Origin of the sequence: Streptomyces subrutilus (genome assembly GCF_001746425.1) — a bacterium.
In the GTDB taxonomy this organism is placed as follows: domain Bacteria; phylum Actinomycetota; class Actinomycetes; order Streptomycetales; family Streptomycetaceae; genus Streptomyces; species Streptomyces subrutilus_A.
The window spans coordinates 346,398-367,168 of sequence record NZ_MEHK01000002.1; the positions used below are offsets into that span (position 1 = coordinate 346,398).

Sequence of the window (20,771 nt, forward strand, 5' to 3'; positions counted from 1 at the left end):
GAGGTCCCGGCCACTCGGGCTTGATCTGCGCTGTATCGAGACTTGAGTCCCTTCAGTCCCTCGGTCCCTGAGGTTCTACGCCGGTATGTCCCCCTGGGCTTCCCTCTTCCGTCCTCGTCCCTTCCCGGGCGTGTCGCGCTCCCCTCACCCGCAAGCGCCTGCCCGCCCCTCCCTGATGACCCGATATGCCCACATCTGCCCCCAGGTACTGAAGCCTCAGACCCTCGTTCAGTCCCTGCGCGTTCAGTCCCTGGACAAACATGCAGGTCAGAGCCGTGTAAGCCAAATCTCAGGGACTGAAGGGACTCAGAATCACTACTTCCAGTCCTCATGTGTGTGCGTGTATGTGCGCGCATATAAGAAGACTGCATGTGCATATGTGGCTCATAACTGCGAAGTTGAGTCCCTTCAGTCCCTCAGTCCCTGCCCGCACCACGCTGACCTGCAGGTTTATGCAGTGACTGAAGGGACAGGGACCGAAGGGTCCGAACCGGCCTTCAGCCCCTCGTCGGGGGAGGGAGCACCGAGGGAGGGCCCGGGCCCCCACATCCGCCCAGGGACTGAAAGCCCCCAGGGACCGGAGCACCCACAAGCCGCGCACAGTCCCTCAGACCCCGCACCGGGCCCCTGACACGAAAGCGGGGCCGCAGCCGAAACGATCGGCTGCGGCCCCGCCCGGCTGGCATCGGCGCTCAGCGAAGCGCAGGGATCACATCCCGCGTCTCGTCGACCGCCAGCTCCGAAGCCCGAAGACCCGGGGACCCCGGCGGCGTCTCGTCCGCACAGACGGTGCCCCGCGCGGGCAGCGCCAAGGTGGCGAGATACTCCGTCGCCAGACTGCTGACGCAGGCGCTCCGGTTGTACGCGGTGTGCCCCTCACCGGCGAAGGTCAGCAGCCGTCCGTTCTCCAGCGTCCCGGCCAGCGCCACGGAGTCCTGGTACGGGGTGTCCGGATCCCCCGTCGTCCCGAGCACCAGGATCGGCGCCGACCCCGCGGCCCGGTACGACCCCGCGTAACGGCTCGGGCGCTCCGCCTGCCACTGGACACACGCCGGGGCGTGGTTGTGGTCGTACGTGGGCGGCCCGAGGCCGATGGGCCCGCCCAGCAGCGGAGCGGCGGCGGCATGCGCACCGACCAGCCCGCCCAGGAGCACACGGCTGGTCGGATAGACCCGGTCCGCGCACTCGACGGCCAGATTGACGTTGAGGAAGTCGAACGAAGCCGGCGAAGGCGGAGACAGCAGGAACGAACCCTGCCGGGCCTGCGCCGCCCGCAACGCCTGCCCCAGCTCGGGCCAGATCACCTTGCCCGCGTTGATGTTGAACATCAGCCGGTAGGCGAGCGTGTAGCCCGTCGCCGGCCGCCCGCTCGCCGTGATGACGGGATCGGCGTCCAGCGCCCGCTTGAGCGCCTCGAACGCCTCCCGCGGCCGGCCCTCCCCGAACCCGCACGCGGCAGCCTCCCGCGCACACCAGTCCAGGAACCGGCCCACCGCCGCGTCCAGCGCCACGAACTGCGCCGCGTCGTAGGCGTACGGCACGTCCGCGTAGCGCCGCGGATCGTAGCCCCCGTCCAGCACCATGGCGCGCACCCGCTCGGGGAACTGCGCGGCGTAGACGGTCCCCACATAACTCCCGAAGGACCGCCCGTAGAACGAAAGCGCCTGTTCCCCCAGCGCCCGCCGCAGCAGATCGATGTCCTTGGCGTTCGAGCCGGTGCCCACGAACGGCACGAGTTCCCCGGACCGCTGCCGGCAGGCACGGGCGAACTCCAGCCCCTGCCGGACCGCCTCCTGCAGCGCCCCCGGACCGGGCACCCCGCGCGCGCCGTCGACGGCGGCGGAGTACTCCTGGTCGTTCCAGCACTCCACCTGCCCGCTGCGCTTCACACCGCGCATGTCGTACCCGACGACGTCGAAGGCGTCCCAACGCAGCGGGGAGCGCCTCGTAGCTCCCCCGGGCGAAGTCCACCCCGGAATTCCCCGGCCCGCCGGGATGCAGCAGCAGAACCCCCGCCCGCTGGGCCCGGTCGGCCGCGACCCGCCGGGTCACCGCGAGCGGAATCGTCCGTCCGGAGGGCTCGCGGTAATCCAGCGGCACCCGGGCGACCGCACACTCGAACCCGTCCTGCGCCCCGTCACAGGGCCCCCACGACAACACGGGAACGGCCGGCCCCTCCACTCCCGCGGCCGCAACCTCCCGGGGCGCGGCCCCGAGAATCGCGGTCACCGCGATCAGGACGAGGGATATCCCCCACACCACTTGCTTGCACACGTCATCAGCTGAACAGCTCCGCATACGGCGATCCTCCATTGGTCGCACAACGGACGCCAACGTAACCGCCACCCCCCACCCGGCTCTGCCCGGAGCCTGGGGCGCCGAGCTCGACGGAGACTGCCTGAAGGACTGGCCGAAGGGAATGCGGCTGATCGTTCGCAAGTGTTCTGCTTGGAGCCCATGCCCTCGTCCGGTCCGAAGACGTCCTTCCAGACCTCGAGGCGGAACCCGGTCGACATGTGGGGCGATCCGCTACAGCTCACAGGGAGACGGAGGTGCTGGTGCCGTCGGTGTTCTTGTCGGTCCAGCGGCGGGACTCACCGCCATCGCTGTAGTTCGAAAGGGTGGAGGTGAAATAGCCCTCGGCGTGCGCGGGGGCGATGCCGGTGGCCAGGGTCAGGATGGCCGCGGCGGCGGCGCCGCGGATGGCGCGCGTGCGTATGTGGTGCACGTTTCTCCTTCTAGGGGTGCGACGGCCTCTCGTGCAGAGGCCGGGTCTGGGGGTGGCGGACTAATGGCCCCGGATGGTCAGGGGCGGCCGGCGCCATGTCAGTGCGAACGCCATGCCCACAGGGAGCAGAGCGGCGACGAGGATCAGTGCGCGGAGGGAGTCGGCGGGGTGGAGAATCCAGGCCCACTGCTCGGGTTGGCCGTTGCGGGCCCAGCCTGTGGCGGCGCAGATCAGGGGGATGCAGGCCAGGGCTGAGGTGGACAGGCGTTGGCCGAGGACGGGCATGAGGAAGAGGGCGATCGCGGTGTAGCCGGCGAGGTTGCGGCCCAGGACGGTGGTGAGGCCGTCCGATTCTGCGAGGCGACTGACCACTGCAGTGCTCAACCCGAGGATGCCGATGGCCCCAGCGAGTGCAGTGTCCCAGACGCGCAAGGGACGGCTTGCGACCGTCTCGATGGCAAGATCGCCTCGGCCCGTACCGTAGAGAAGGACGATCGCCGGCGCCAGGGTGATCAGGTGCCCGATGAGGAAATCGCCTGATGCTCCGGTCAGCGCGGGTACGGGGAGCTGGGCGTCGCCAATGAAGAGGCCCAGGGCGATCGTGGCGATGAGGGTGGCCAAAAGGGCGGGGACCGCGCGGGCCTTGCACCACCAGATCACTGGCTGTTCCCGGCAATGAGGGCGATCGGGGGCTTGTCGGTGCAGTTGGCCATGGCGGCGGTGTTGCGCTGGTACCAGTCGAGCTGGACGTTCTTCGGCTGGCTGAGGATCTTCTCGGTGACGAAGGCGACGTCGCGAGGGTCGAAGCGGCCCTCGATGACGCGGGTTTCGCCGGTGGCCGTGGCATAGAGCCAGGCCGCGACGGGGCCTTGCGCAGCACCGGCGGGGTAGACGTCTCCGTTGAGGGCGCAGGTGGGAGGCTGAGGAAGGTACCCGGAGACCACACCGGCCGCGAGGTCGCTGGGGGTGGGCCGGGTGGGGATGCCGAGCTTGCTCTCCCCTGGGCCGGGTTCGGCCGCCATGGTGAGGGTGGGGGCGATGGTGAGACCGGCCTTGGCCAGACGGTCGGTCGCGGCCCGGGCCCCGGTCGCGATCATGTCCGCTCGGGGTTTCAGCTCCGGCCACAGGCACACCTTGGGGGTGCCGCTGTCGCAGTCCAGTTCGGAGGTAGGGCGGGCGACGACGGGGTCGTAGTCGACGTCCCGGGCCAGGTAGCCCGCGATACCGGCGCCCGAAACCGCCAGGACTAGGGCGGCGGCGACTGCCGGCATGGCGCCTCGGAAGTGGATCACGACCAGGGCGGCGCAGCTGGTGGCGAGGGCGAAGACGGCTCCGCTCCACAGGGCGCGGGGGTCGACGACCTGGTCAACGGCGCAGCAGTTGTCGAGGCTGCTGGCGACGAGGTGCCGGATCCAGCGGATGTTCCAGGACGCGGGGTAGGCGTTGGCGATGAAGGCCACGATCAGCGCGAGGGGGGCCGCTAGCACGCCGGGCAGGATGCGGCCCAAGACGGCCCCGGCGAGCGTGTTCGCGATGAGGATGGCAGTGGAGACGGCGAGGATGCCCAGGTCCGGGATGCCGAAGCCGAGGTCGGCGGCGGCCGCGGCAGTGGCGAACGCGACAAGGAGGGCGAGCAGGCCCATTACGACGACCGGGGCGAGGGCGGGAAAAGTGATGGCGAGCGGGGAGCGGACCGGACCCTGGTCGAAAACGCGTCCCCGGTGGAGGCGGGCGCCCTCCCACGCCCCGGCAGCCGCGCACGCGGCGGCGATGAAGGGCTGGGCGAACGTCGCGGTGCCGGTGGCGGATAGCCAGTACAGCGGCGTCACCCAGGTGGTGAGGTCGTCACCCAGGGCCGTGACCACGAACAGGGCAAGCAGGGGCAGCAGCCAGGTGGCCGAGGAGGACCGAATGATGGTGCGCAGCAGCATCTCAGACCTCCTTACCGACGAGACGGGCGTAGGCGCTCTCCGCGTGCGCGCGGGGTGATTCCCCGTGGTCGGCGAGCTTGTGGAACTGGGCGGTCGTTCCCTGGAAACGGACGGTCCCCTCGTCCAGGACGACGACCTGGCTGTAGAGGTCGAAGAGGTCTTCGGTCTGGTGGGTGGAGACCAGGACCTGGACGTCCCCGGTGAGTTCCTCGACGAGCCGGCGGAACACGGACCTCTGCTGCGGGTCGAGGCCAGCGGTCGGCTCGTCCATGAGGATCAGTTCGCTGCGGTGCGTTAGGGCGCCCGCGATGCCCATGCGGCGGAGCTGGCCCCCGGAGACCTGGTGACTCTTGCGGTCGGCGAGCTTGCCCAGCAGCACCCGGTCAAGAGCACGCTCGGACGCCTGCCAGGCGGCGCTGCGGGACATCCCCTTGAGCCAGCCCGCGTAGGCGACCTGCTCCCGGACAGTGAGGCCGGGCATCGGCGTCACCTGCTGGGGAATCCAGGCGACCTGGCGGCGGAAGGCGCCCCTCTCGCGGCGCTTCGCGGGATCGAGGTCCTTGAAGGACAGTCTGCCCGCATTGGGATGCAGCTGCGATGAGGCAAGCGCCATGAGCGTCGACTTGCCGGCGCCATTGGGTCCCAGGAGGACCGTCGCGGGGCTGTCCAGGTGAAGGTCGAACCCGTCGAACACGTCGTTCCTCCGGGTGTACCGGAAGGTTACGCCGTCGAATACCAGAGCCATGAGGTTGCGCAATCCGCCGCCTGATCTACGGGCGGCTGGTAGTGGTCCACTGGAGCGTGTACCGCCTCAAGAGCCCGGGAAGACGAACGTTGAGGCGGCGGTCACGCGATGTGTATCAGTACTGGGTGTAGACGTCCTGCACCGTCAGGTATTGGCCGTACAGCAGGCCCGAGAGCGCGAAGTAGTACTTCGCTGCTGCCTTGTCGCCCCAGTAGGTGTGGTTGCAGTAATTCGTCCGAGTTCCCTGCGACTCGTCCGGGCCGAAGGTGTCCTTCCACAGCTTCAGCGAGGCGTTGCTGAAGCCACTGCCGCTGTCGGTGGAGCAGCCTCCGAAGCCAACAGAGGTTTGGGCGCCATCGGAGTTGCGGTCATCCCAGCGGCGCGATTCGAACGTTCGAACGCAGGGCAAAGTGCCCATCAACTCGAGGGACGGCCAAGCGGTTTCAAGTCGTTTGACTAGGCGCAACCGGGATGGTTGTGGCAGTACGTCCCGAGGGAGCACCCCTGCCACAGGGAGCCAGGAAGAAGGCTCTCCTGCGGTCGCCCTATGCTTCCCTCACCCCAGGGCGGTTCACCGTGCATGGCCCGATCCATCGTCTGCCTCGCGCGGTCGACCATCGAAGAATGGCCGGAAGGTAATGCCTGCGAGGATGGCCAGTGCCCGGCTGTCGCGCCCTATCCGCCATAGCGGAAGCGGGCGCGGGCGGCCGTCGGGTTACGGCGTGGGAGGAAGAAGCGAAATGTCGCAGGCCACGGCGAGCGAGTTGGACGAGCGGGTGCTGGGACGCAGGTGGACGGTGCGCCTGGACGCTGCCGACCGTGGCAGTGCGGCGGTGCGCGCCTCGTGCACCCGTCCCCCTGTACCGAACAGCGTCTGCCGTCCGCAGCCGCCGGACGTTCGGCCGCGGTCGACCACCTCAAGTCCCACCTCAAGGCCCACCTGTGGGCGGCCTGCGGGCCGCGGGCCGACGCGTACTGCGCGTGCAGGACCGATAACTGCCGCACGCACATCCGTCCCGACGAACGCCAAGAGCGTGCCCAGCCCTGGCGGTGCGGCGGCGCGGTCATCCTGGCCGTGGTCACCGACCGGGAAGGCCGCTGGTGGCAGGCCCTGGAGTGCTGCTCACGCTGCGCGGCCGCCGCGCCCGGTGCGAAGGTCGTCACCCCCACCCCGGTCCCGGCCCCGGCAGTCGACACTCCCGCCCCCGCCGACCGGCCGTCGACCGCTCCTGCGCCCGGCACGCAGTTCTCCGACGGTCCGTCGACGGTGACCGGCCCTGACGAGGTGCCGGCGCCGCTCCGCGCCGGTACGGCGCCGCCACCCTTACGGGAAGATCGCGCAGCGGGTCATCCCGCATGACCTGCGGCCCATTGTTCGCGCGATGAGCTCGTCGAACTCGGCGATCGCTTCCGCGCCCAGCAGCAGCGCACCGAACCCGACCTGGGTCGAGAAGCTGACCGGCTGCGGCTGGCTGGGCATCCCCGGCACAGCCGGCGACCTCCTCGCCTCCAGGCCGGAGAACGCCACCCAGATCACCGTCCCCTCCCTCGCGCCGCGCGAGGACGGGACAGGCCCCTTCACGTTCGGCAAGAAGATGCGGCCCAAGCTCTCCGGCTGGGCTCAGAAGGTCATCTCGGACATCTCCGCAAGGCCAAAGCCACCTCCTCAGCCCGCCTGCTCGCCCTGACACTGGCCACTCAGAGCTCGGCATCGGGACGCCTGGGCCCCGACGGCAAGGGCATCAGCCTGAACCGCTCTTGCCGCCATGGTCCCGGCCGGCGCCGGCGAACTGGAGCGCCTGGCCGACGAGCTGACCGCAGCGGACTGGCTCACCGACGCCCATTACACGTCGCGGTGCCGCACGACGAGCACCGCGAGGACGACCGCGATCAGCGGCCAAAGCGCGTACACGGCCCACGAGCCGGGGACGGTGGCGCTGTAGGCGAGCGAGTGGGGGTCCGGCGCCCAGTTCTGGACCAGTCGCTTCCATGCCGTGACCGGCATCGCGTGGCTCACCGCGGCGGACCAGCGTGCGCTCTGCGAGAAGATCGGCGGCAGCATCACCAGGGTGAAGGCGCTGGTGACCATGGTGGTGGCGCTGTGCCTGATCAGAGCGCCTAAGCCGAGGCCGATCAGTGCGCAGACTGGGGCCAGCAGGGAGGATGCCACCAACGCCCGGAGTACACCTGGGTGGGTGAGCGGAACCCCGGCCTGCTGTCCGTTCAGGATGGCTTGGGAGACCAGGAAGCAACCGGTGGAGATGACCGTACCGACCGCGGTCCAGAGCGCGGCGGTGACGACCGCCTTGGCCAACACCACCGCACCACGCGCGGGGACGGCCACGGTGGTGGTGCGTATCAGGCCGCTGCTGTACTCGCTCACGACGGTGAGGGCACCGACGCTGCCGGCGACGAGCATCAGCGTCATGTAGCCGGCCGCAGGGAACGCGTCGAACACGAGGAATCCCTGATCAGCCCTTGCTGCCGGGCTCATCGTCCGAAGTCTGTTGATCTCCGTCAGTGCCGCTACAGCGGCGGACCCGATGACAAACAGGGTGGTGAGTGCGAGGGTCCACGGGGTGGAGCGCAGCGACCGTATCTTGATCCATTCGGAGACGAGCAGGTTGCGGAACAGGACGGCCGGCTCGGCGACAGTCACGGCCGAAATGGTCGGGGTGGCCGAGGAGAGTGTGGTCATCGGGGTTGTCCTGCCTGGTATTCGACGCTGTCGACGGTGAGTTCCATGAAGGCCTCCTCCAGTGAGGCGGTTCGGGTGGTCAGCTCGTTCAGCAGGATCCGGTTCTCGAAGGCGAGCGCTGCGATCCGGTCCGCCGATAGCCCGGTCACGGCAAGCTTCTGGGCGTCCGCCGACCCCTCCGGCTCGACCGACGCCCCCGCGGCGGTCAGCACCGCCGTCAGCTCGGAGGCCTGCCGCGTGCCCACCACGACGCCAAGGCGGGTGCTGCGTGCAGCGAAGTCCCGTACCGACTCGGCGGCGATGAGCTGGCCCCGACCGATTACGACGAGCTGGTCGGCGGTGTTCTCCATCTCCGACATCAGGTGGCTGGAGAGGAAGACCGTACGCCCCTCGGCCGCCAGGCGCCGGAAGAGGCGGCGCATCCAGAGCACGCCTTCCGGGTCCATGCCGTTGACCGGCTCGTCGAACATCAGCACCGGCGGGTCGCCGAGCAGCGCGGTGGCGATCCCGAGCCGCTGCTTCATGCCGAGCGAGAAGCCGCCGAGGCGGCGGGGCCCGGCCTCGGCCAGGCCCACCTCGTGCAGCACCTCTTCCACCCGGCGTGGGGAGATCCCGTTGCTGTGGGCCAGGGCGGACAGGTGGGCCGCGGCGGTGCGTCCGCCGTGGACCTGGCCTGCGTCGAGGAGGGCGCCGACGTGCCGCAGCCCGCGCGGGTGGCTGCGGAAGGGGACACCGCTGACTGTGGCACCGCCGCCGGTGGGCGTGTCCAGGCCGAGGATCATCCGCAGGGTGGTGGTCTTGCCGGCTCCGTTGGGGCCGAGGAATCCGGTGACCTGACCCGGTCGCACGGTGAAGGACAGCTGGTCGACTGCGGTCTTGTCGCCGTAGCGCTTGGTGAGTTCGTTGACTTCGATCACAGGGACAACCCTGCCGGGAGGGCCCCGTCCGGTCATGGGGCCGTGGGCGGCAATCGAGCGGCCGGGTTCGCCCGTGGGCGTACGTCCGCGGGCCGATCCCCCAGGGGCGGTAGCTGGATACTCTCGCGGGATGGACGTCATACCGACCACCCCGTTGCCCTCGCGCGTCGCACGGCGCGGTCTCCCTCTTGAGAGGCCACGCCAGCGATGACGAGAACGAAGACCATGGCCTGGGTGGGAGGCGCCCTATATCTCCTCGCGGTGGGTCTGCTCATCGGAGGCGTGCCGCGGGCTTCGGGCACCGTCCACGGTATCGGGGCACTGCTTGCCGCGAGTCTGCTCGTCGGTGTGCTGCGACGCATGCCGCTCCTGGCGCTATCCATTGCGCTCTTCGGATCCACCGCCGTGGTGGTGGGCGCCCCGAGCTCCGCCCGTGTGAACCTGTCGGCTTCGCACCAGGGCCAGTTCCTGTCGTATCTGGCGGTGGACCTCATCCTGGGTGTCATCGTCGCCATCTGCGCGCGGCGAGCCTCGATCGTCGCCGTGGCCGGATCCCTCATCGTCCAGCTCCTGATCATCGGCGGCTACGCGCACGGGGACAATCTGATCGTCAACGTCGTGATCGCCCTCCTGGCGATGGCAGCGGCCTGCACGGTCGGACTGCTGAGCCGTGAGCGCCGCGACCACGCGGTGGCACTGCGTTCACAGGAGGTGGCCGAGGCCGTGATCGCCGAACGGCTGCGGATCGCCCGGGAGTTGCACGACATGGTCGCGCACAGCATCGGCATCATCGCCATCCAGGCAGGGGCGGCGAGCCAAGTCATCCGGACCCGGCCCACGGAGGCCGGTGAGGCACTGCGGGCCATCGAGGCCACCAGCAGGGAGACCCTGTCGGGCCTTCGGCGCACCTTGGTGGCACTCCGTCAGGCAGACCCGGGTGCGGCGGCCTCGGGAGGGCAGGCAGCCCTCGCACCCTCGCCGGGTCTGGTGGACATCGACCGGCTGGCGGCGGCCACGGCCGACACGGGTGTCCATGTGGATGTGCGCCGCAGCGGGGAAGAGCGCCCCCTGCCGACCGATATCGACCTGTCCGCCTTCCGTATCGTTCAGGAGGCGCTGACCAACGTGGTCCGCCACGCGGGCACCGGACGCTGCCGGGTGCTCATCGACTACGGGTACGAGGAGCTGACCGTGGAGGTCGTCGACGATGGGCGCGGTGCCACCCAGAACGGATCCGCCCACGGCTTCGGCCTCGTGGGCATGCAGGAGCGGGTCGCCCTGCTGTCCGGCGACCTCAGCGCCGGGCCGCGCCCCGAGGGCGGGTTCCGGGTGACGGCCCGGCTGCCGCTGCCCGACCCCGTCAAAGTCGCGGTGGAGGCCCGATGACCACCGGTCCCGTACGCGTCGTACTCGCCGACGACCAGCCACTGGTGCGGTCCGGCCTGCGTCTGGTCATGGCCGATCACTCCGACCTGGAGGTCGTCGGCGAAGCCGCCACCGGCGCCGAGGCGGTCCAACTGGTCAGGGACATCAGCCCTGACGTCGTGGTAATGGACATCCGGATGCCCTGCATGGATGGGATCGAGGCCACCCGCCAGATCACCGCCGGCCCGTCCGCGACGCGCGTCCTCGTCCTGACCACGTTCGACGAGGACGACCACGTCTACGGCGCGCTGCGGGCCGGAGCGAGTGGCTTCGCGGTCAAGGACATGGCATTGAACGACATCCTCGCAGCCATCCGCGTGGTCGCCGTCGGCGATGCGCTGATCGCGCCGGGGGTCACGCGCCGGTTGATCGCCGACTTCGTCGGGAACCCCGCGCGGCGCTCTCCACGGCCGGTCGAGGGCATCACCGAGCGGGAACAGGAGGTCCTGACCCTCATCGGGCGCGGCCGGACGAACACTGAGATCGCGGAGGACCTCTTCATCACGGTGGCCACCGCCAAGTCGCACGTGTCACGCCTCCTCACCAAACTGGGCGCCCGGGACAGGGTCCAGCTCGTGATCACCGCCTATGAGATGGGGCTCGTCACTCTGCCCGGCTGAGCAAGCACCACTGCTCCGGCCAGGCCCGGAGTGTCACGCCCAGGTGCTTGCTGTCTCACCCTGCGGCGTGCGCGGGCCGGGCACCGTCGCCCGGATGGACAGGTCCAGATCTAGGCGGCTGTTCATGTCCAGTCGAACCGGCCGTACGGATTCACATGGGTCCAGAACAGCGCCGACAGCGCCCTGCGGTCCGCGTCGGTAAGCTTGTCCGCCCACTTCGGATCGGCTAGGACCTCCTTGGACAACACCCGGAGGCATCGCAGGCAGCAGAGGATGGAGGACGACGACGTGAAGCGACGCAAGGTGTTCACCCTCGCGGCGGCCACGGCGGGGTTCGCCGTGCTGCCCGGTATCGCGCAGGCCCGGGAGGGCATCGACAGCGGTCTGGATGCCGACGGCGCTGGGGATCTCGCCTACCTCGAGGGCGCCTTCGAGCGGCACCGGGGCGGCTACCACGGGCGGGGCCCCCGACGCGGTCCTGGGCGAGATGCGGGAGGACCTGGCGCTCCTCGCCACCGTGCTGCGCCGGCCCCACCCCGCGCGGGACCGCACCGACCTGGCGCGCACGGCCGCCGGGATCTCCGGCCTGGTCGCGATCGTCCAGCACGACCGCGGCGACCAGGCCGACGCGCACCGCTGGTTCGCCACCGCGGCGAAAGCCGCCCGCGAGTCCGGGGACCGGCGGATGACCGCCTGGGTCCTGGGTCGGCACGCCATGGTCGGCCTGAACTACGGCGTCCCGGGGCAGGCCGCCCGCATTGCCGCACAGGCCCGCCGGGAGGCCGGCGCCCGCCCGTCCGGCGCGGCCGCGCTTGCGGCCGCCGTCAACGCCCGCGCCCTGGCCGCCGTCGGCGACTTGCCCGGTGTCCGCCGAGCGGTGGACGACGTCCGCACGCTGGCCGAACAGCTCGACGGCCCCGAGTCGGCGGACACCTGGTTCGGATACCCGGCCCAGAAGCACGCGGTACACCTCTCCCAGGCGTACACGCTGCTCGGCGGCACCCGCTCCGCGTACCGGGCACAGGACGAAGCCCTGGGCCTCACGACCTCGCCATCGGTCATGACCCGCGCGCTGATCGCCATGGACACCGCCGCATGCCTGCGGGTCGACGGAGATCCGGGCGCGGCTGCCGCGATGGCCGCCGCCGTCTACGACCGGCTACCGCCCGCATACCGGACCGGCCTGGTGCACTCCCGGGCCCAGCTGCTCCACCGGCACCTGGACGGAGCCCCGCGCCAACTACTCGGCGACGCCCTCGCCTGATCGACCCATTGGGTCTCACAGGTGCACGCAAGAACTTCCTGAACGCCCCTTCTGGACACGTAATTGACCCCGGATTCCAGCTCCCGGGCGTGTCGCGGGGGGTGTGCGGAAACGGATCGATTGATGAACAGCCCGAACAGCAAGAAACCCCCACCGCGAGAGCGGTGAGGGCGAGGTGCGGGGTACCAGTTCGGGAACTACGTACCCCGCGTCCGCGCGCTGGCGCTACGGTCGCTCCACTCGATCCCAGGGGACGCACATGCGCAGACGAATCGCCGCCATCCTCCTCGCCTCGCTTGCCCTCGCCGGCTGCAGTGGTGAGGCTCCACCCAAGCCGGACGCCAATCCGACCGCACGGCCCTCGGCGACTGGGTCCGCGGGTGCGCTGGCGCTCGGGACGAGGGTTGAGACCGTCGGAGCTGGCGGCCTCGGGCGTCTCGAGCTGACCCCCACTTCGATCGCCTACCTGGAGGCCGGGTCGACCTCCGAGAAGCCGCAGGCCGAAGGCTTCGTGTTCGTCACGGTCAAGGTGGTAGCGACGGCTCCGGTGGGCACCGCTCAGACTTCGCCGATCAGTAATGGCGGGTGGAGTTGGGTCGCCCCGGATGGGGAGGCCATCAAGCAGGGCAACGGTTCGGCCTTCAACGTGGTCGCTGAGAGCTTCAATGCGAGCTTCATCTCGCCCGGGACATTCGATTGGGCCGGCGTCGTCTTCGATGTCAAGGTGACGCAGGCGGGCGGCATGCTCCTCTACACCGATGGCGCTGGGCAGGCGTACCGCTGGGCGATGCCGAAGACCGACTCGGGCCCGCAGGTCGCACAGATCAAGCAGGAGCTCGCGCCTTGACGCAGCGAATCGCCCCCACCTCAAAGAATCCCGATCGGCGATCCACCTACGAAGGATGTTCACGGCCATCAATGTTCGCGGTGCCGCGATGCCTCGAGAAGGCTCGGCAAAATGCCCCACCGCAGGCCAGGGTTACGGCCAAGGGGCCGGACGGCTAATCTGAGGTATTGACCGTGGATCTGCTCAACGACACGTACGACGGCCCCAGGGCTGGGGTTCCTGCCGAGATCTGGAAAGTTGTGGCGCTCGCCGCGACCATCGCCGGAGACATCGGCATCACCTACGCCACGCCTGACCCACGCCCGATGTAGCCCTCCTCGGACGGGTTGTCAGACCTCCTGCGAAACTTCGGCGATGAGCACCATGCGCCGCCCGCTTGGGCACGGACCGTTCCCCACCGTTGCCGACCAGGAGTCACCGGTGGCTCCCCGAGGGACCGCCGCGGAGCGCGTCGCGCAGGACGAGCTCCGCCCGTCGGTCCTGGCGTCGGCTACCTCCGCCTCGTCTGGGCGCCGGCCGCTGGGGGAGGGGCCCCGCAGCTGACGGACCACGCTGGGCAAGCCTGCGAAGGAGAGGAGGGCAACCCCTTGACCGGCAAGGGTTCCACGGCGGGCAAGGGGGCGCTCCACCTCGCCGCCCGCGGCGAAGGGCTGTCCCGAGCCCTCCTCCCCACGGGAGGATCGGGCGCGTGATCGGGGTCCAGCCAAGGTGAGCTCAAAAGTGGCAATGGGATGATCTTGATGTGTCTGTAGGGCGGTCACCAGGGCCGTCTGTCGTCGGCTGAGTCGATCGGCTCAGCCGGCTCCTGGCGGGGATCACCGCACGTCCGCTTCGAGCTGGGTCGGAATGCGGCTGGCGCGGAGTTCGCGCAGGTCGGGGATGTGGTTGTAGAGGGTTCCCGGGCTCACTCCGAGCATTTTGGCGATCGAGGTGATGGAGTGCTCGGGGTTGGGCAGCAGATCCCGGGCCATTCGGAGGATCTTCTCGTCGACCACGGTGGGGCGTCCGCCGACCTTGCCTCGGGCGCGGGCGGCGGCCAGGCCTTCGCGAGTGCCGGAGACGATGAGTTCGCGGATGAACTCCGCCAGGGCGGCGAAGACGTGGGAGACGAGCCGGCCGCCGGGGGTGGTGGTGTCCAGGTTCTCGTGCAGCGAGGTGAACCCGATCTCCCGCTTGCGCAGTTCGCCGACCATGGCGATCAGGTCCTGCAGGGAGCGGCCGTAGCGGTCGAGGGCGGGGACCACCAGGGTGTCGCCCGGGGCGAGGAAGGCGTGGCACGCCTTCAGTTCGGGCCGCAGGTCGTTCTTCCCCGACTTCTTGTCGGCGAAGATCCGGCGACAGCCCGCCGCGGTGAGGGCGTCGATCTGGCGGTCGAGCTTCTGTCCGCCGGTGGACACCCGTGCGTAGCCGAGGCGGATCTCGGTGCGGACGGCGGGCTCGGCGACCAGGAGTTCGAACTGGGCGTCTTCAAGTGGCGTGCACGCCCGGAATCCTGTCAGAAAACGGTGACCGGGGGTTGTTGAACCGTCTGGGCTTTTGAAGGAGTTTTTGAAGGTTCTGGAGGCGTCTTGGTGGCCCGCCTGGCAATCTTCAATAAACGTTGGTTTTCTGAAGCGTGGAGAGCGAAGCCAGCTGCTATCGCGATCTTCATTGCTGCTGTGGGGTGGCCCGTCGCTGGCCTGGTCATCCGCCGGTGAACCTCACCGTGGGGGCGCGACCAGGCCGATCTCGTAGGCGAGGATGACGAGGTGGACCCGGTCGCGTGCGTCGAGTTTGGTGAAGAGCCGTGCGAGGTGGGCCTTGGCGGTGGCCACGCTGATGGTGAGCTCGTCGGCGATCTCGGTGTTGGACAGGCCGCGGCCGACGAGGGTCAGGACCTCGCGTTCCCGGTCGGTGATGCCGTCGACCACCGCCCGGCGGGTAGTGGCGGCGGGTTCGGGGCGTGCCGCGAACTCCTCGATGAGACGGCGGGTGACGCTCGGAGCTATGAGGGCATCTCCGGCGGCGACGACCCTGATCCCGTCGAGGATGGTCTTCAGCGGCATGTCCTTGACGAGGAAGCCGCTCGCTCCGGCGCGAAGCGCGCCATAGACGTATTCGTCGTCGTCGAAGGTGGTGAGGACGAGGACGCGGGTCTTCGACTCTGGATCCGCGTTGATCCGGCCGGTGGCCTCGATGCCGTCCATGCCGGGCATGCGGATGTCCATGATGGCGACGTCCGGCCGTAGCCGTTGGACCAGTTCCACCGCCTCGGCACCGTTCCCGGCCTCCCCTGCTACCTCCAGGTCGGGGGTGTCGGCGATGAGGACGCGCAGGCCGGAACGGATCAGGGGCTGGTCGTCGACCAGAACGACACGGATCATCGGCCTGCCTCCACAGACACCGGAAGCCGAGCTGCCACGCGGAAGCCGCCTTCCGGACGTGGGCCGGCGCTGAACTCGCCGTGTAGCAGACTGACCCGTTCGCGCATTCCGGCGATGCCGTATCCGGATTCTGCGACGGTGCCGCCCGAGCCGAGGTCGACGATATCGACGGCCAGCTCGTCGGGGCGGTAGTCGACCGTGACGCTGCAGTCCCGGGTGCCGGAATGCCGCACGACGTTGGTGACCGCCTCCTGGACGATGCGGAAGGCCGCCAGGTCGACGTCGGAGGGCAAGTCGCGACGTTCACCCCGCCACCGGACGTCGACCCGGACCCCGGCGGCCGCGGTCTTCCCGACCAGCTGCCCGAGGGCCGCCAGACCAGGGAGCGGATCCAGCGGCGCGGACTCCGGGTCACTGCGGCGCAGCGCGCCGAGCATCCGCCGCAGGCCGGCGAGGGTCTCTCTGCTGGTGGCCTCGATGGCGTCCAGCGCGTTGCGCGTCTCGGCGGGCTGGGTGTCCATGACCAGGCTGCCCACGCCGGCCTGGATGGCGATGATGCCGATGTTGTGGGCGACCATGTCGTGCAGCTCCCGGGCGATCCGCAGCCGCTCGGCCGTTACCGCCTGCTGCGTGGCCTGGGCGCGAACCGTGTCCGCGTGTGCCCGGTTCTGATGAATCGTGTTGCCGATCAGCCAGGCGATGACGACGGTCGACGCCAGGGCGGCCGGCACCGAGAGGTTGAAGGCGTACCCGCTTCCCAGCCGCCAGACCGTGTACGCGACCAGCACGCCGACCGGGAGCACGGCCGCGAGGACCGAGACCCGCCGTGAGCGGGTCGCCGCGGCGTAGCCCACGGCCGCGTCGGCCAGCAGGAAGAGCACGACCGGCGTCGCCCGCACCTCCATCCCGAGCGAGAACACGGCGCCCGCGAGCGCGATGGCCACGGCCGCCAGCGGCGCGCGGAACAGCAGCAGCGCGCCCAGGGTCGTGACGACGGCGGTGACCAGCAGCGGTGCGTCCTCGATGTTGCCGTGGTACCGGAGCAGACGCTGCATTTCATCCGGCCGCTGGAACGTGCGTGCCAGGATGAGGGTCGACCAGAAGGCCGCCACCCACACACCCGGTGGCACGCGTTTGAGCAGGGGTGGATGGGGAGTGGCGATCATCAGCCGATCCTATCGACGCGCTCCCACCGGGGCATTGACCCACGGGTGTAATCCCCCGGGCTACCAGCAGGGCTCACAAGTGTGAACCACCGGCCGATGCCGGCTCCTTGCCCTCCCCGGCAGCTTGGACCCATGATCGAATCCACCCGGCTGACCAAGCGGTACGGCGACACCGTCGCCGTAGACAACCTGACCTTCACTGTGGAACCGGGCAAGGTCACCGGCTTCCTCGGCCCGAACGGCGCAGGCAAGTCCACCACACTGCGGATGATTCTGGGCCTGAACGCTCCCACCAGCGGGTCCGTCACCGTGGACGGGGTTCCCTTCTCGCACCGCCCGCGCGGACTGCGTCACGTCGGCGCGCTGTTGGACGCCCAGGATGTCCACGGCGGACGCACCGCACAGGCGCACCTGTCCGCCCTGGCCCGTAGCAATCGCATCCCGCCTGCCCGCGTGGACGAGGTCCTCCAAGAGGTCGGGCTGGCCAAGGCGGCGCGGCGCCGGATCGGAGGGTTCTCCCTCGGGATGAAGCAGCGTCTGGGCATCGCGGGCGCCCTGCTCGGCGATCCGCCGGTGCTGCTGTTCGACGAGCCCCTGAACGGTCTGGACCCCGAGGGCGTGCTGTGGGTGCGTGGCCTGTTCCGCCGTCTGGCGTCCGAGGGCCGCGCCGTGTTCGTCTCCAGCCACATGATGGCCGAGATGGAGCACACCGCCGACCGGCTCATCGTCATCGGCCAGGGCCGACTGATCGCCGACGAGAGCCTGGAGGACTTCTCAGCCCGCAACGCCTCCCTGGGCGTGACCGTGCACACGCCTGACCTGGCGGGCCTGGAGGCCCTGCTGATCGCCGAGGGTGCGTCGGTATGCCGGGAGAGCGACCAGGCGGGCCGGGTCACCGGCCTGACCGCAGCCCGGATCGGCGACCTCGCCCACCGGCACCGCATCGTGCTGCACGAGCTCGCCACCCACACCTCGTCCCTGGAGTCGGCGTTCATGTCCCTCACCGCCGACAGCGTCGAATACCTCGCAGGAGAAGCCCGATGAGCACCATGACGATCTCCGGCACCCGGCTGGCCGAGCGCCCGGCCGAACCGGTGGCCAGGATCACCGACCTGCTCGCCGCTGAGTGGATCAAGATGCGGTCCCTCCGGTCGACCTACTGGGTACTCGCCCTCAGCGCCGTCGTCGCCATCGCGATCAACTTGAACGCCGTCCACTCCGACCTGACGTACATCGACCAGCCGCATCCCCCACTACCCGGCCTCCCTCCCTACAAGTACGACCCGCTGTTCCACGGCCTGGGCAGCATCGCCGCCGGCGTCATGGCACTGGCCGCGGCCAGCTTCGGCGCCATCACGGTCTTCGGCGAGTACGCCACCGGAATGATCCGCACCACGCTCGCCGCCACCCCCGACCGGCGCGCGGTGATCACGGCCAAGGTGGCCCTCGTCACGGCAATCACGCTCATCCTTGGTGTGATCGTCTCCGTGACGTCGTTCTTCACCACCAACGCGATGCTCGCCTCCCGCCACGTCGGGCTCTCCATCCACGACCCCGGCTGCCTGCGGGCTGTCGCGGCATACGCGCTGGTCATCCCGGTCTGCGCGCTCATCGGCCTGGCATTCGGCGCCGTCCTGCGACACGCCACGGCCTCGATCGTCTCCGTCGTGGGGATGCTCTTCATCCTGCCCATGCTCTTCGGGGGCGAGAGGTACCGGCTCTTGAAGGAGATCGGCAACCACCTGCCGATGGCCGCGCAGGCCCGGCTGGCACTGAACCCCGACGGCCACACCAGCCTGGGCGAATATCCGGCCACGGTCACGGGCTCCTGGATCGCACTCGCGGCCTGGGCGCTGGTCTCGGTGACCGTTGCTGTGATGGTCGTGCGGCGACGGGATGTCTGAGGCCGGCTCAGCGGGCGGCCTCCGCCACATCTTTGCTGAGCGCACTGAAGTCGACGTCGAGGTGGGCGTCGTAGTGGTCCGGGGCGATGGCGAGTTCGTAAGTGGAGTACTCGCCGAAACGCATGATGTGCTCGGTCAGGTCGGGGAGATCTGAGCCAGGTCGAGCGGGTCGATGACCTCACCCTCAGCCTGCAGCTCGCGAACCACGTCCGCGATGTCCAGGGTGTTGTGGAAGATCACCAGATTGGCCAGCAGAGAGGTGAACTTCACGTCCTTCTCCTGCTCGACCGGGTCATTCGCCCTCACTGGCTTCGTTCACTTCAACCGACAGCGTTTGTTCGTGGGTTCCGGCGGCGTTTAGTGATCATCGGCACTCTGGATGTTCGATGAAGCTCGCCGCGCCTGAGCCCGCAGGCTGCTGGCCCACGCACATGCGCTGCATCTCGTCACGCATCTCACCGGGCCACCACAAGCGCGTCGCCAGGATCATGCGGAGCATCGGGATCGAGGGAGTCCGTCTGCGCCGCCGGCACCGCACCACCCTCGCGGACCAGGCCGCGGCGAAGGCACCGGATCTGATCGGCCGTGACTTCACCGCGGCCGTGGTGAACACGAAGTACGTCGGCGACATCACGTATCTGCCGGTCAGCGGCTCGAAGCCGCTCTACCTCGCGACCGTCATCGACCTCGCCTCACGCCGGCTGGCCGGATGGGCCATCGCCGACCACATGCGGACAGAACTCGTCACCGACGCCCTGACAGCAGCCGAGCGGACCCGCGGGAGCCTGGCCGGAGCCGTGATGCACACGGATCACGGCTCGCAATATACGAGTAGGGCGTTCGCTGAAATCTGCAGGTCAGCAGGGGTCCGGCAGAGCATGGGCGCGGTCGGGTCAAGCGCGGACAACGCCGCTGCGGAGAGCTTCAACGCCGCCTTCAAGAGAGAGACACTCAAGGGCCGCAAAGGCTGGCCGAACGAGCGTGAAGCGCGACTCGACGCCTTCCGCTGGCTGACCCGATACAACACCCGACGCCGACACTCCCGCCTCGGCCAGCAATCTCCGATCGCCTACGAGAACGACCTCCAACCACCAGCAATTACCCTGGCCCAGGCCGCATAGACGTGTTCAGAATCCGGGGTCAAGGCCCTTGCAGGAGTACCGGCATCGAGCGCTCGGACCCTCTCAGTGATACCCCGAGATCGCAGCACTAGCATCCGGCCTGTGCACCCTGAATCCCGATGGAGCCTTGATGGCCTGCTCCCGCCCGGTCGGATGGTCACATCCGATGAAGGCGACGGAGATCGACAGCCCTTGTGGCTCAGTGACGGGCCAGCCGCGCCTGACCTGTGGACGCGGATGCACACCGAACGCGCACGTTCCGGCTTGTGGCCGCTGCTCCTCGACGCGCTGGACCCGAACGATGGCGAGTTCCGCCCTTGGGGGTCCGGGGAGGTCTTCCCTGAGCAGATGTCCTCCCCGGCAAGCCATGATCCTGCCGGCCTCCTCGCACAGTGGTGGGCGACCTACACGGCCGTCGATGAAGACGACGACGTGCTCGACGTCAAAAGGCGCCTCGCGGTTACGGCCCCCTTCGGAGAGGTATGGCCCGGTCTTGCGGCCAGCCGGGGGACGGTAACGAACCCTGAGCAACTGGCCTCAGAGTTCGCGGAGGCGTTCCTCACCGACTGCCCGCGGACACGTCTTGGACTGGTTGCCGCACCGTCCGGTGCCGAAGCGCTGACAGCCGTGGGCTGGGCTGGCCCCTGCAACTACGAAAACGACACCGCGAAATTCTCTGCGGTCGTCCGGGATTGGGAACAACGATTCGGAGCCCGTGTCGTCGCGGTCGGGTTTTCCACGCTGCACCTCAGCATCGCCGCACCACCGGTGAGCGAGCATGAGGCTCTGCTGGTTGCAGCCGAGCACTTTGCGTTCTGCCCTGACAACATCTGGCAGGGCAGCAGACCGTACACACTGGCCGCGTATGCCGAGCGGATCACTGGCGCCCACCGCTGGGATTTCTGGTGGGACTGATCCCACTCGCTGGGTGACAGCTCGCTGGCGCACGAGTGGTGGCGACGGAGTCGGTCGTCGGCGGCGGGGCAGCGGGTGACAGCGCGGGCATCGCGAAGGCCGGCGCGCAGGAGGGAGCCCGCAACTC

22 protein-coding genes and 1 pseudogene are annotated in these 20,771 nt (G+C 69.3%); 11 read left to right on the forward strand and 12 right to left on the reverse strand.

The window, feature by feature from the left end:
• Positions 1-692: 692 nt before the first annotated feature.
• The 6 genes from BGK67_RS34515 to BGK67_RS34540 form a co-directional block, all read right to left on the reverse strand.
• Positions 693-1,898 (reverse strand): alpha/beta hydrolase, encoded by a 1,206-nt coding sequence (locus BGK67_RS34515; RefSeq protein WP_347878465.1) that lies wholly within the window; start codon positions 1,896-1,898, stop codon positions 693-695.
• 638 nt (positions 1,899-2,536) lie between these two features.
• Complete coding sequence (locus tag BGK67_RS34520; protein WP_069924494.1) at positions 2,537-2,728, reverse strand: hypothetical protein; 192 nt, start codon at positions 2,726-2,728, stop codon at positions 2,537-2,539.
• Between the two features lie 60 nt (positions 2,729-2,788).
• Positions 2,789-3,388, reverse strand: coding sequence for a hypothetical protein (locus BGK67_RS34525; RefSeq protein WP_069924495.1), 600 nt, complete (start codon positions 3,386-3,388; stop codon positions 2,789-2,791).
• Positions 3,385-4,659: a DUF7224 domain-containing protein gene (locus tag BGK67_RS34530; protein ID WP_069924496.1), complete on the reverse strand. Its 1,275-nt coding sequence runs from the start codon at positions 4,657-4,659 to the stop codon at positions 3,385-3,387. Before BGK67_RS34530 ends, BGK67_RS34525 begins: the two co-directional genes overlap by 4 nt.
• A gap of 1 nt (position 4,660) precedes the next feature.
• The gene (locus BGK67_RS34535; RefSeq protein ID WP_069924497.1) at positions 4,661-5,404 is read right to left on the reverse strand and encodes an ATP-binding cassette domain-containing protein; all 744 of its coding nucleotides are present in this window, start codon (positions 5,402-5,404) and stop codon (positions 4,661-4,663) included.
• Positions 5,405-5,519: 115 nt separating this feature from the next.
• Positions 5,520-5,822 (reverse strand): hypothetical protein, encoded by a 303-nt coding sequence (locus BGK67_RS34540; protein ID WP_069924498.1) that lies wholly within the window; start codon positions 5,820-5,822, stop codon positions 5,520-5,522.
• Positions 5,823-6,248: 426 nt separating this feature from the next.
• Here BGK67_RS34540 and BGK67_RS39575 point away from each other — a divergent pair, with 426 nt between their 5' ends.
• Positions 6,249-6,764, forward strand: a complete 516-nt coding sequence (locus BGK67_RS39575) for a hypothetical protein (RefSeq protein ID WP_208948868.1) — start codon at positions 6,249-6,251, stop codon at positions 6,762-6,764.
• Positions 6,765-6,786: 22 nt separating this feature from the next.
• Complete coding sequence (locus BGK67_RS39580) at positions 6,787-7,092, forward strand: hypothetical protein (RefSeq protein ID WP_208948869.1); 306 nt, start codon at positions 6,787-6,789, stop codon at positions 7,090-7,092.
• 155 nt (positions 7,093-7,247) lie between these two features.
• Here the strand turns inward: BGK67_RS39580 and BGK67_RS34550 are convergent, their stop codons facing one another.
• Together BGK67_RS34550 and BGK67_RS34555 are read right to left on the reverse strand one after the other, a co-directional pair.
• Positions 7,248-8,063, reverse strand: a complete 816-nt coding sequence (locus tag BGK67_RS34550) for an ABC-2 transporter permease (protein WP_141754156.1) — start codon at positions 8,061-8,063, stop codon at positions 7,248-7,250.
• A 35-nt stretch (positions 8,064-8,098) separates the two neighbouring features.
• Positions 8,099-9,019 (reverse strand): ATP-binding cassette domain-containing protein, encoded by a 921-nt coding sequence (locus tag BGK67_RS34555; protein ID WP_079154754.1) that lies wholly within the window; start codon positions 9,017-9,019, stop codon positions 8,099-8,101.
• Between the two features lie 207 nt (positions 9,020-9,226).
• On the opposite strand from BGK67_RS34555, the gene BGK67_RS34560 reads away from it, so the two are divergent.
• From BGK67_RS34560 to BGK67_RS39300, 5 genes are all read left to right on the forward strand, one after another.
• Positions 9,227-10,405, forward strand: coding sequence for a sensor histidine kinase (locus BGK67_RS34560; protein WP_069924501.1), 1,179 nt, complete (start codon positions 9,227-9,229; stop codon positions 10,403-10,405).
• A complete protein-coding gene (locus BGK67_RS34565; RefSeq protein ID WP_069924502.1) occupies positions 10,402-11,064 on the forward strand; it encodes a response regulator in 663 nt (220 codons plus the stop codon). Before BGK67_RS34560 ends, BGK67_RS34565 begins: the two co-directional genes overlap by 4 nt.
• 388 nt (positions 11,065-11,452) lie before the next feature.
• On the forward strand, positions 11,453-12,328 hold the full coding sequence (locus BGK67_RS34575) for an NsdA family TPR-like regulatory protein (RefSeq protein ID WP_141754157.1): 876 nt from the start codon (positions 11,453-11,455) through the stop codon (positions 12,326-12,328).
• 259 nt (positions 12,329-12,587) lie between these two features.
• On the forward strand, positions 12,588-13,175 hold the full coding sequence (locus BGK67_RS34580) for a hypothetical protein (protein WP_069924504.1): 588 nt from the start codon (positions 12,588-12,590) through the stop codon (positions 13,173-13,175).
• Positions 13,176-13,348: 173 nt separating this feature from the next.
• On the forward strand, positions 13,349-13,486 hold the full coding sequence (locus BGK67_RS39300) for a hypothetical protein (RefSeq protein ID WP_167739661.1): 138 nt from the start codon (positions 13,349-13,351) through the stop codon (positions 13,484-13,486).
• A gap of 504 nt (positions 13,487-13,990) precedes the next feature.
• Here the strand turns inward: BGK67_RS39300 and BGK67_RS34585 are convergent.
• The 3 genes from BGK67_RS34585 to BGK67_RS34595 all read right to left on the reverse strand — a co-directional run bounded on the left by BGK67_RS34585 (position 13,991) and on the right by BGK67_RS34595 (position 16,704).
• A complete protein-coding gene (locus BGK67_RS34585) occupies positions 13,991-14,623 on the reverse strand; it encodes a recombinase family protein (RefSeq protein WP_279628749.1) in 633 nt (210 codons plus the stop codon).
• A gap of 252 nt (positions 14,624-14,875) precedes the next feature.
• Positions 14,876-15,538, reverse strand: coding sequence for a response regulator (locus BGK67_RS34590; protein ID WP_069924506.1), 663 nt, complete (start codon positions 15,536-15,538; stop codon positions 14,876-14,878).
• A complete protein-coding gene (locus BGK67_RS34595; protein WP_069924507.1) occupies positions 15,535-16,704 on the reverse strand; it encodes a sensor histidine kinase in 1,170 nt (389 codons plus the stop codon). The genes BGK67_RS34590 and BGK67_RS34595 overlap by 4 nt, the downstream gene beginning before the upstream one ends.
• 132 nt (positions 16,705-16,836) lie before the next feature.
• On the opposite strand from BGK67_RS34595, the gene BGK67_RS34600 reads away from it, so the two are divergent.
• Together BGK67_RS34600 and BGK67_RS34605 are read left to right on the forward strand one after the other, a co-directional pair.
• Positions 16,837-17,748, forward strand: coding sequence for an ABC transporter ATP-binding protein (locus BGK67_RS34600; RefSeq protein ID WP_069924508.1), 912 nt, complete (start codon positions 16,837-16,839; stop codon positions 17,746-17,748).
• Complete coding sequence (locus tag BGK67_RS34605) at positions 17,745-18,608, forward strand: hypothetical protein (protein WP_079154755.1); 864 nt, start codon at positions 17,745-17,747, stop codon at positions 18,606-18,608. Before BGK67_RS34600 ends, BGK67_RS34605 begins: the two co-directional genes overlap by 4 nt.
• A 135-nt stretch (positions 18,609-18,743) precedes the next feature.
• Here the strand turns inward: BGK67_RS34605 and BGK67_RS39585 are convergent, their stop codons facing one another.
• The gene (locus tag BGK67_RS39585) at positions 18,744-18,914 is read right to left on the reverse strand and encodes a Tn3 family transposase (protein ID WP_279628744.1); all 171 of its coding nucleotides are present in this window, start codon (positions 18,912-18,914) and stop codon (positions 18,744-18,746) included.
• A gap of 158 nt (positions 18,915-19,072) precedes the next feature.
• Here BGK67_RS39585 and BGK67_RS34610 point away from each other — a divergent pair.
• Positions 19,073-19,729 (forward strand): annotated as a pseudogene (locus tag BGK67_RS34610) (IS3 family transposase); the annotation flags it as partial.
• Positions 19,730-19,966: 237 nt separating this feature from the next.
• Positions 19,967-20,644 (forward strand): DUF4253 domain-containing protein, encoded by a 678-nt coding sequence (locus BGK67_RS34615; protein ID WP_244291556.1) that lies wholly within the window; start codon positions 19,967-19,969, stop codon positions 20,642-20,644.
• Positions 20,645-20,771 lie beyond the last annotated feature (127 nt).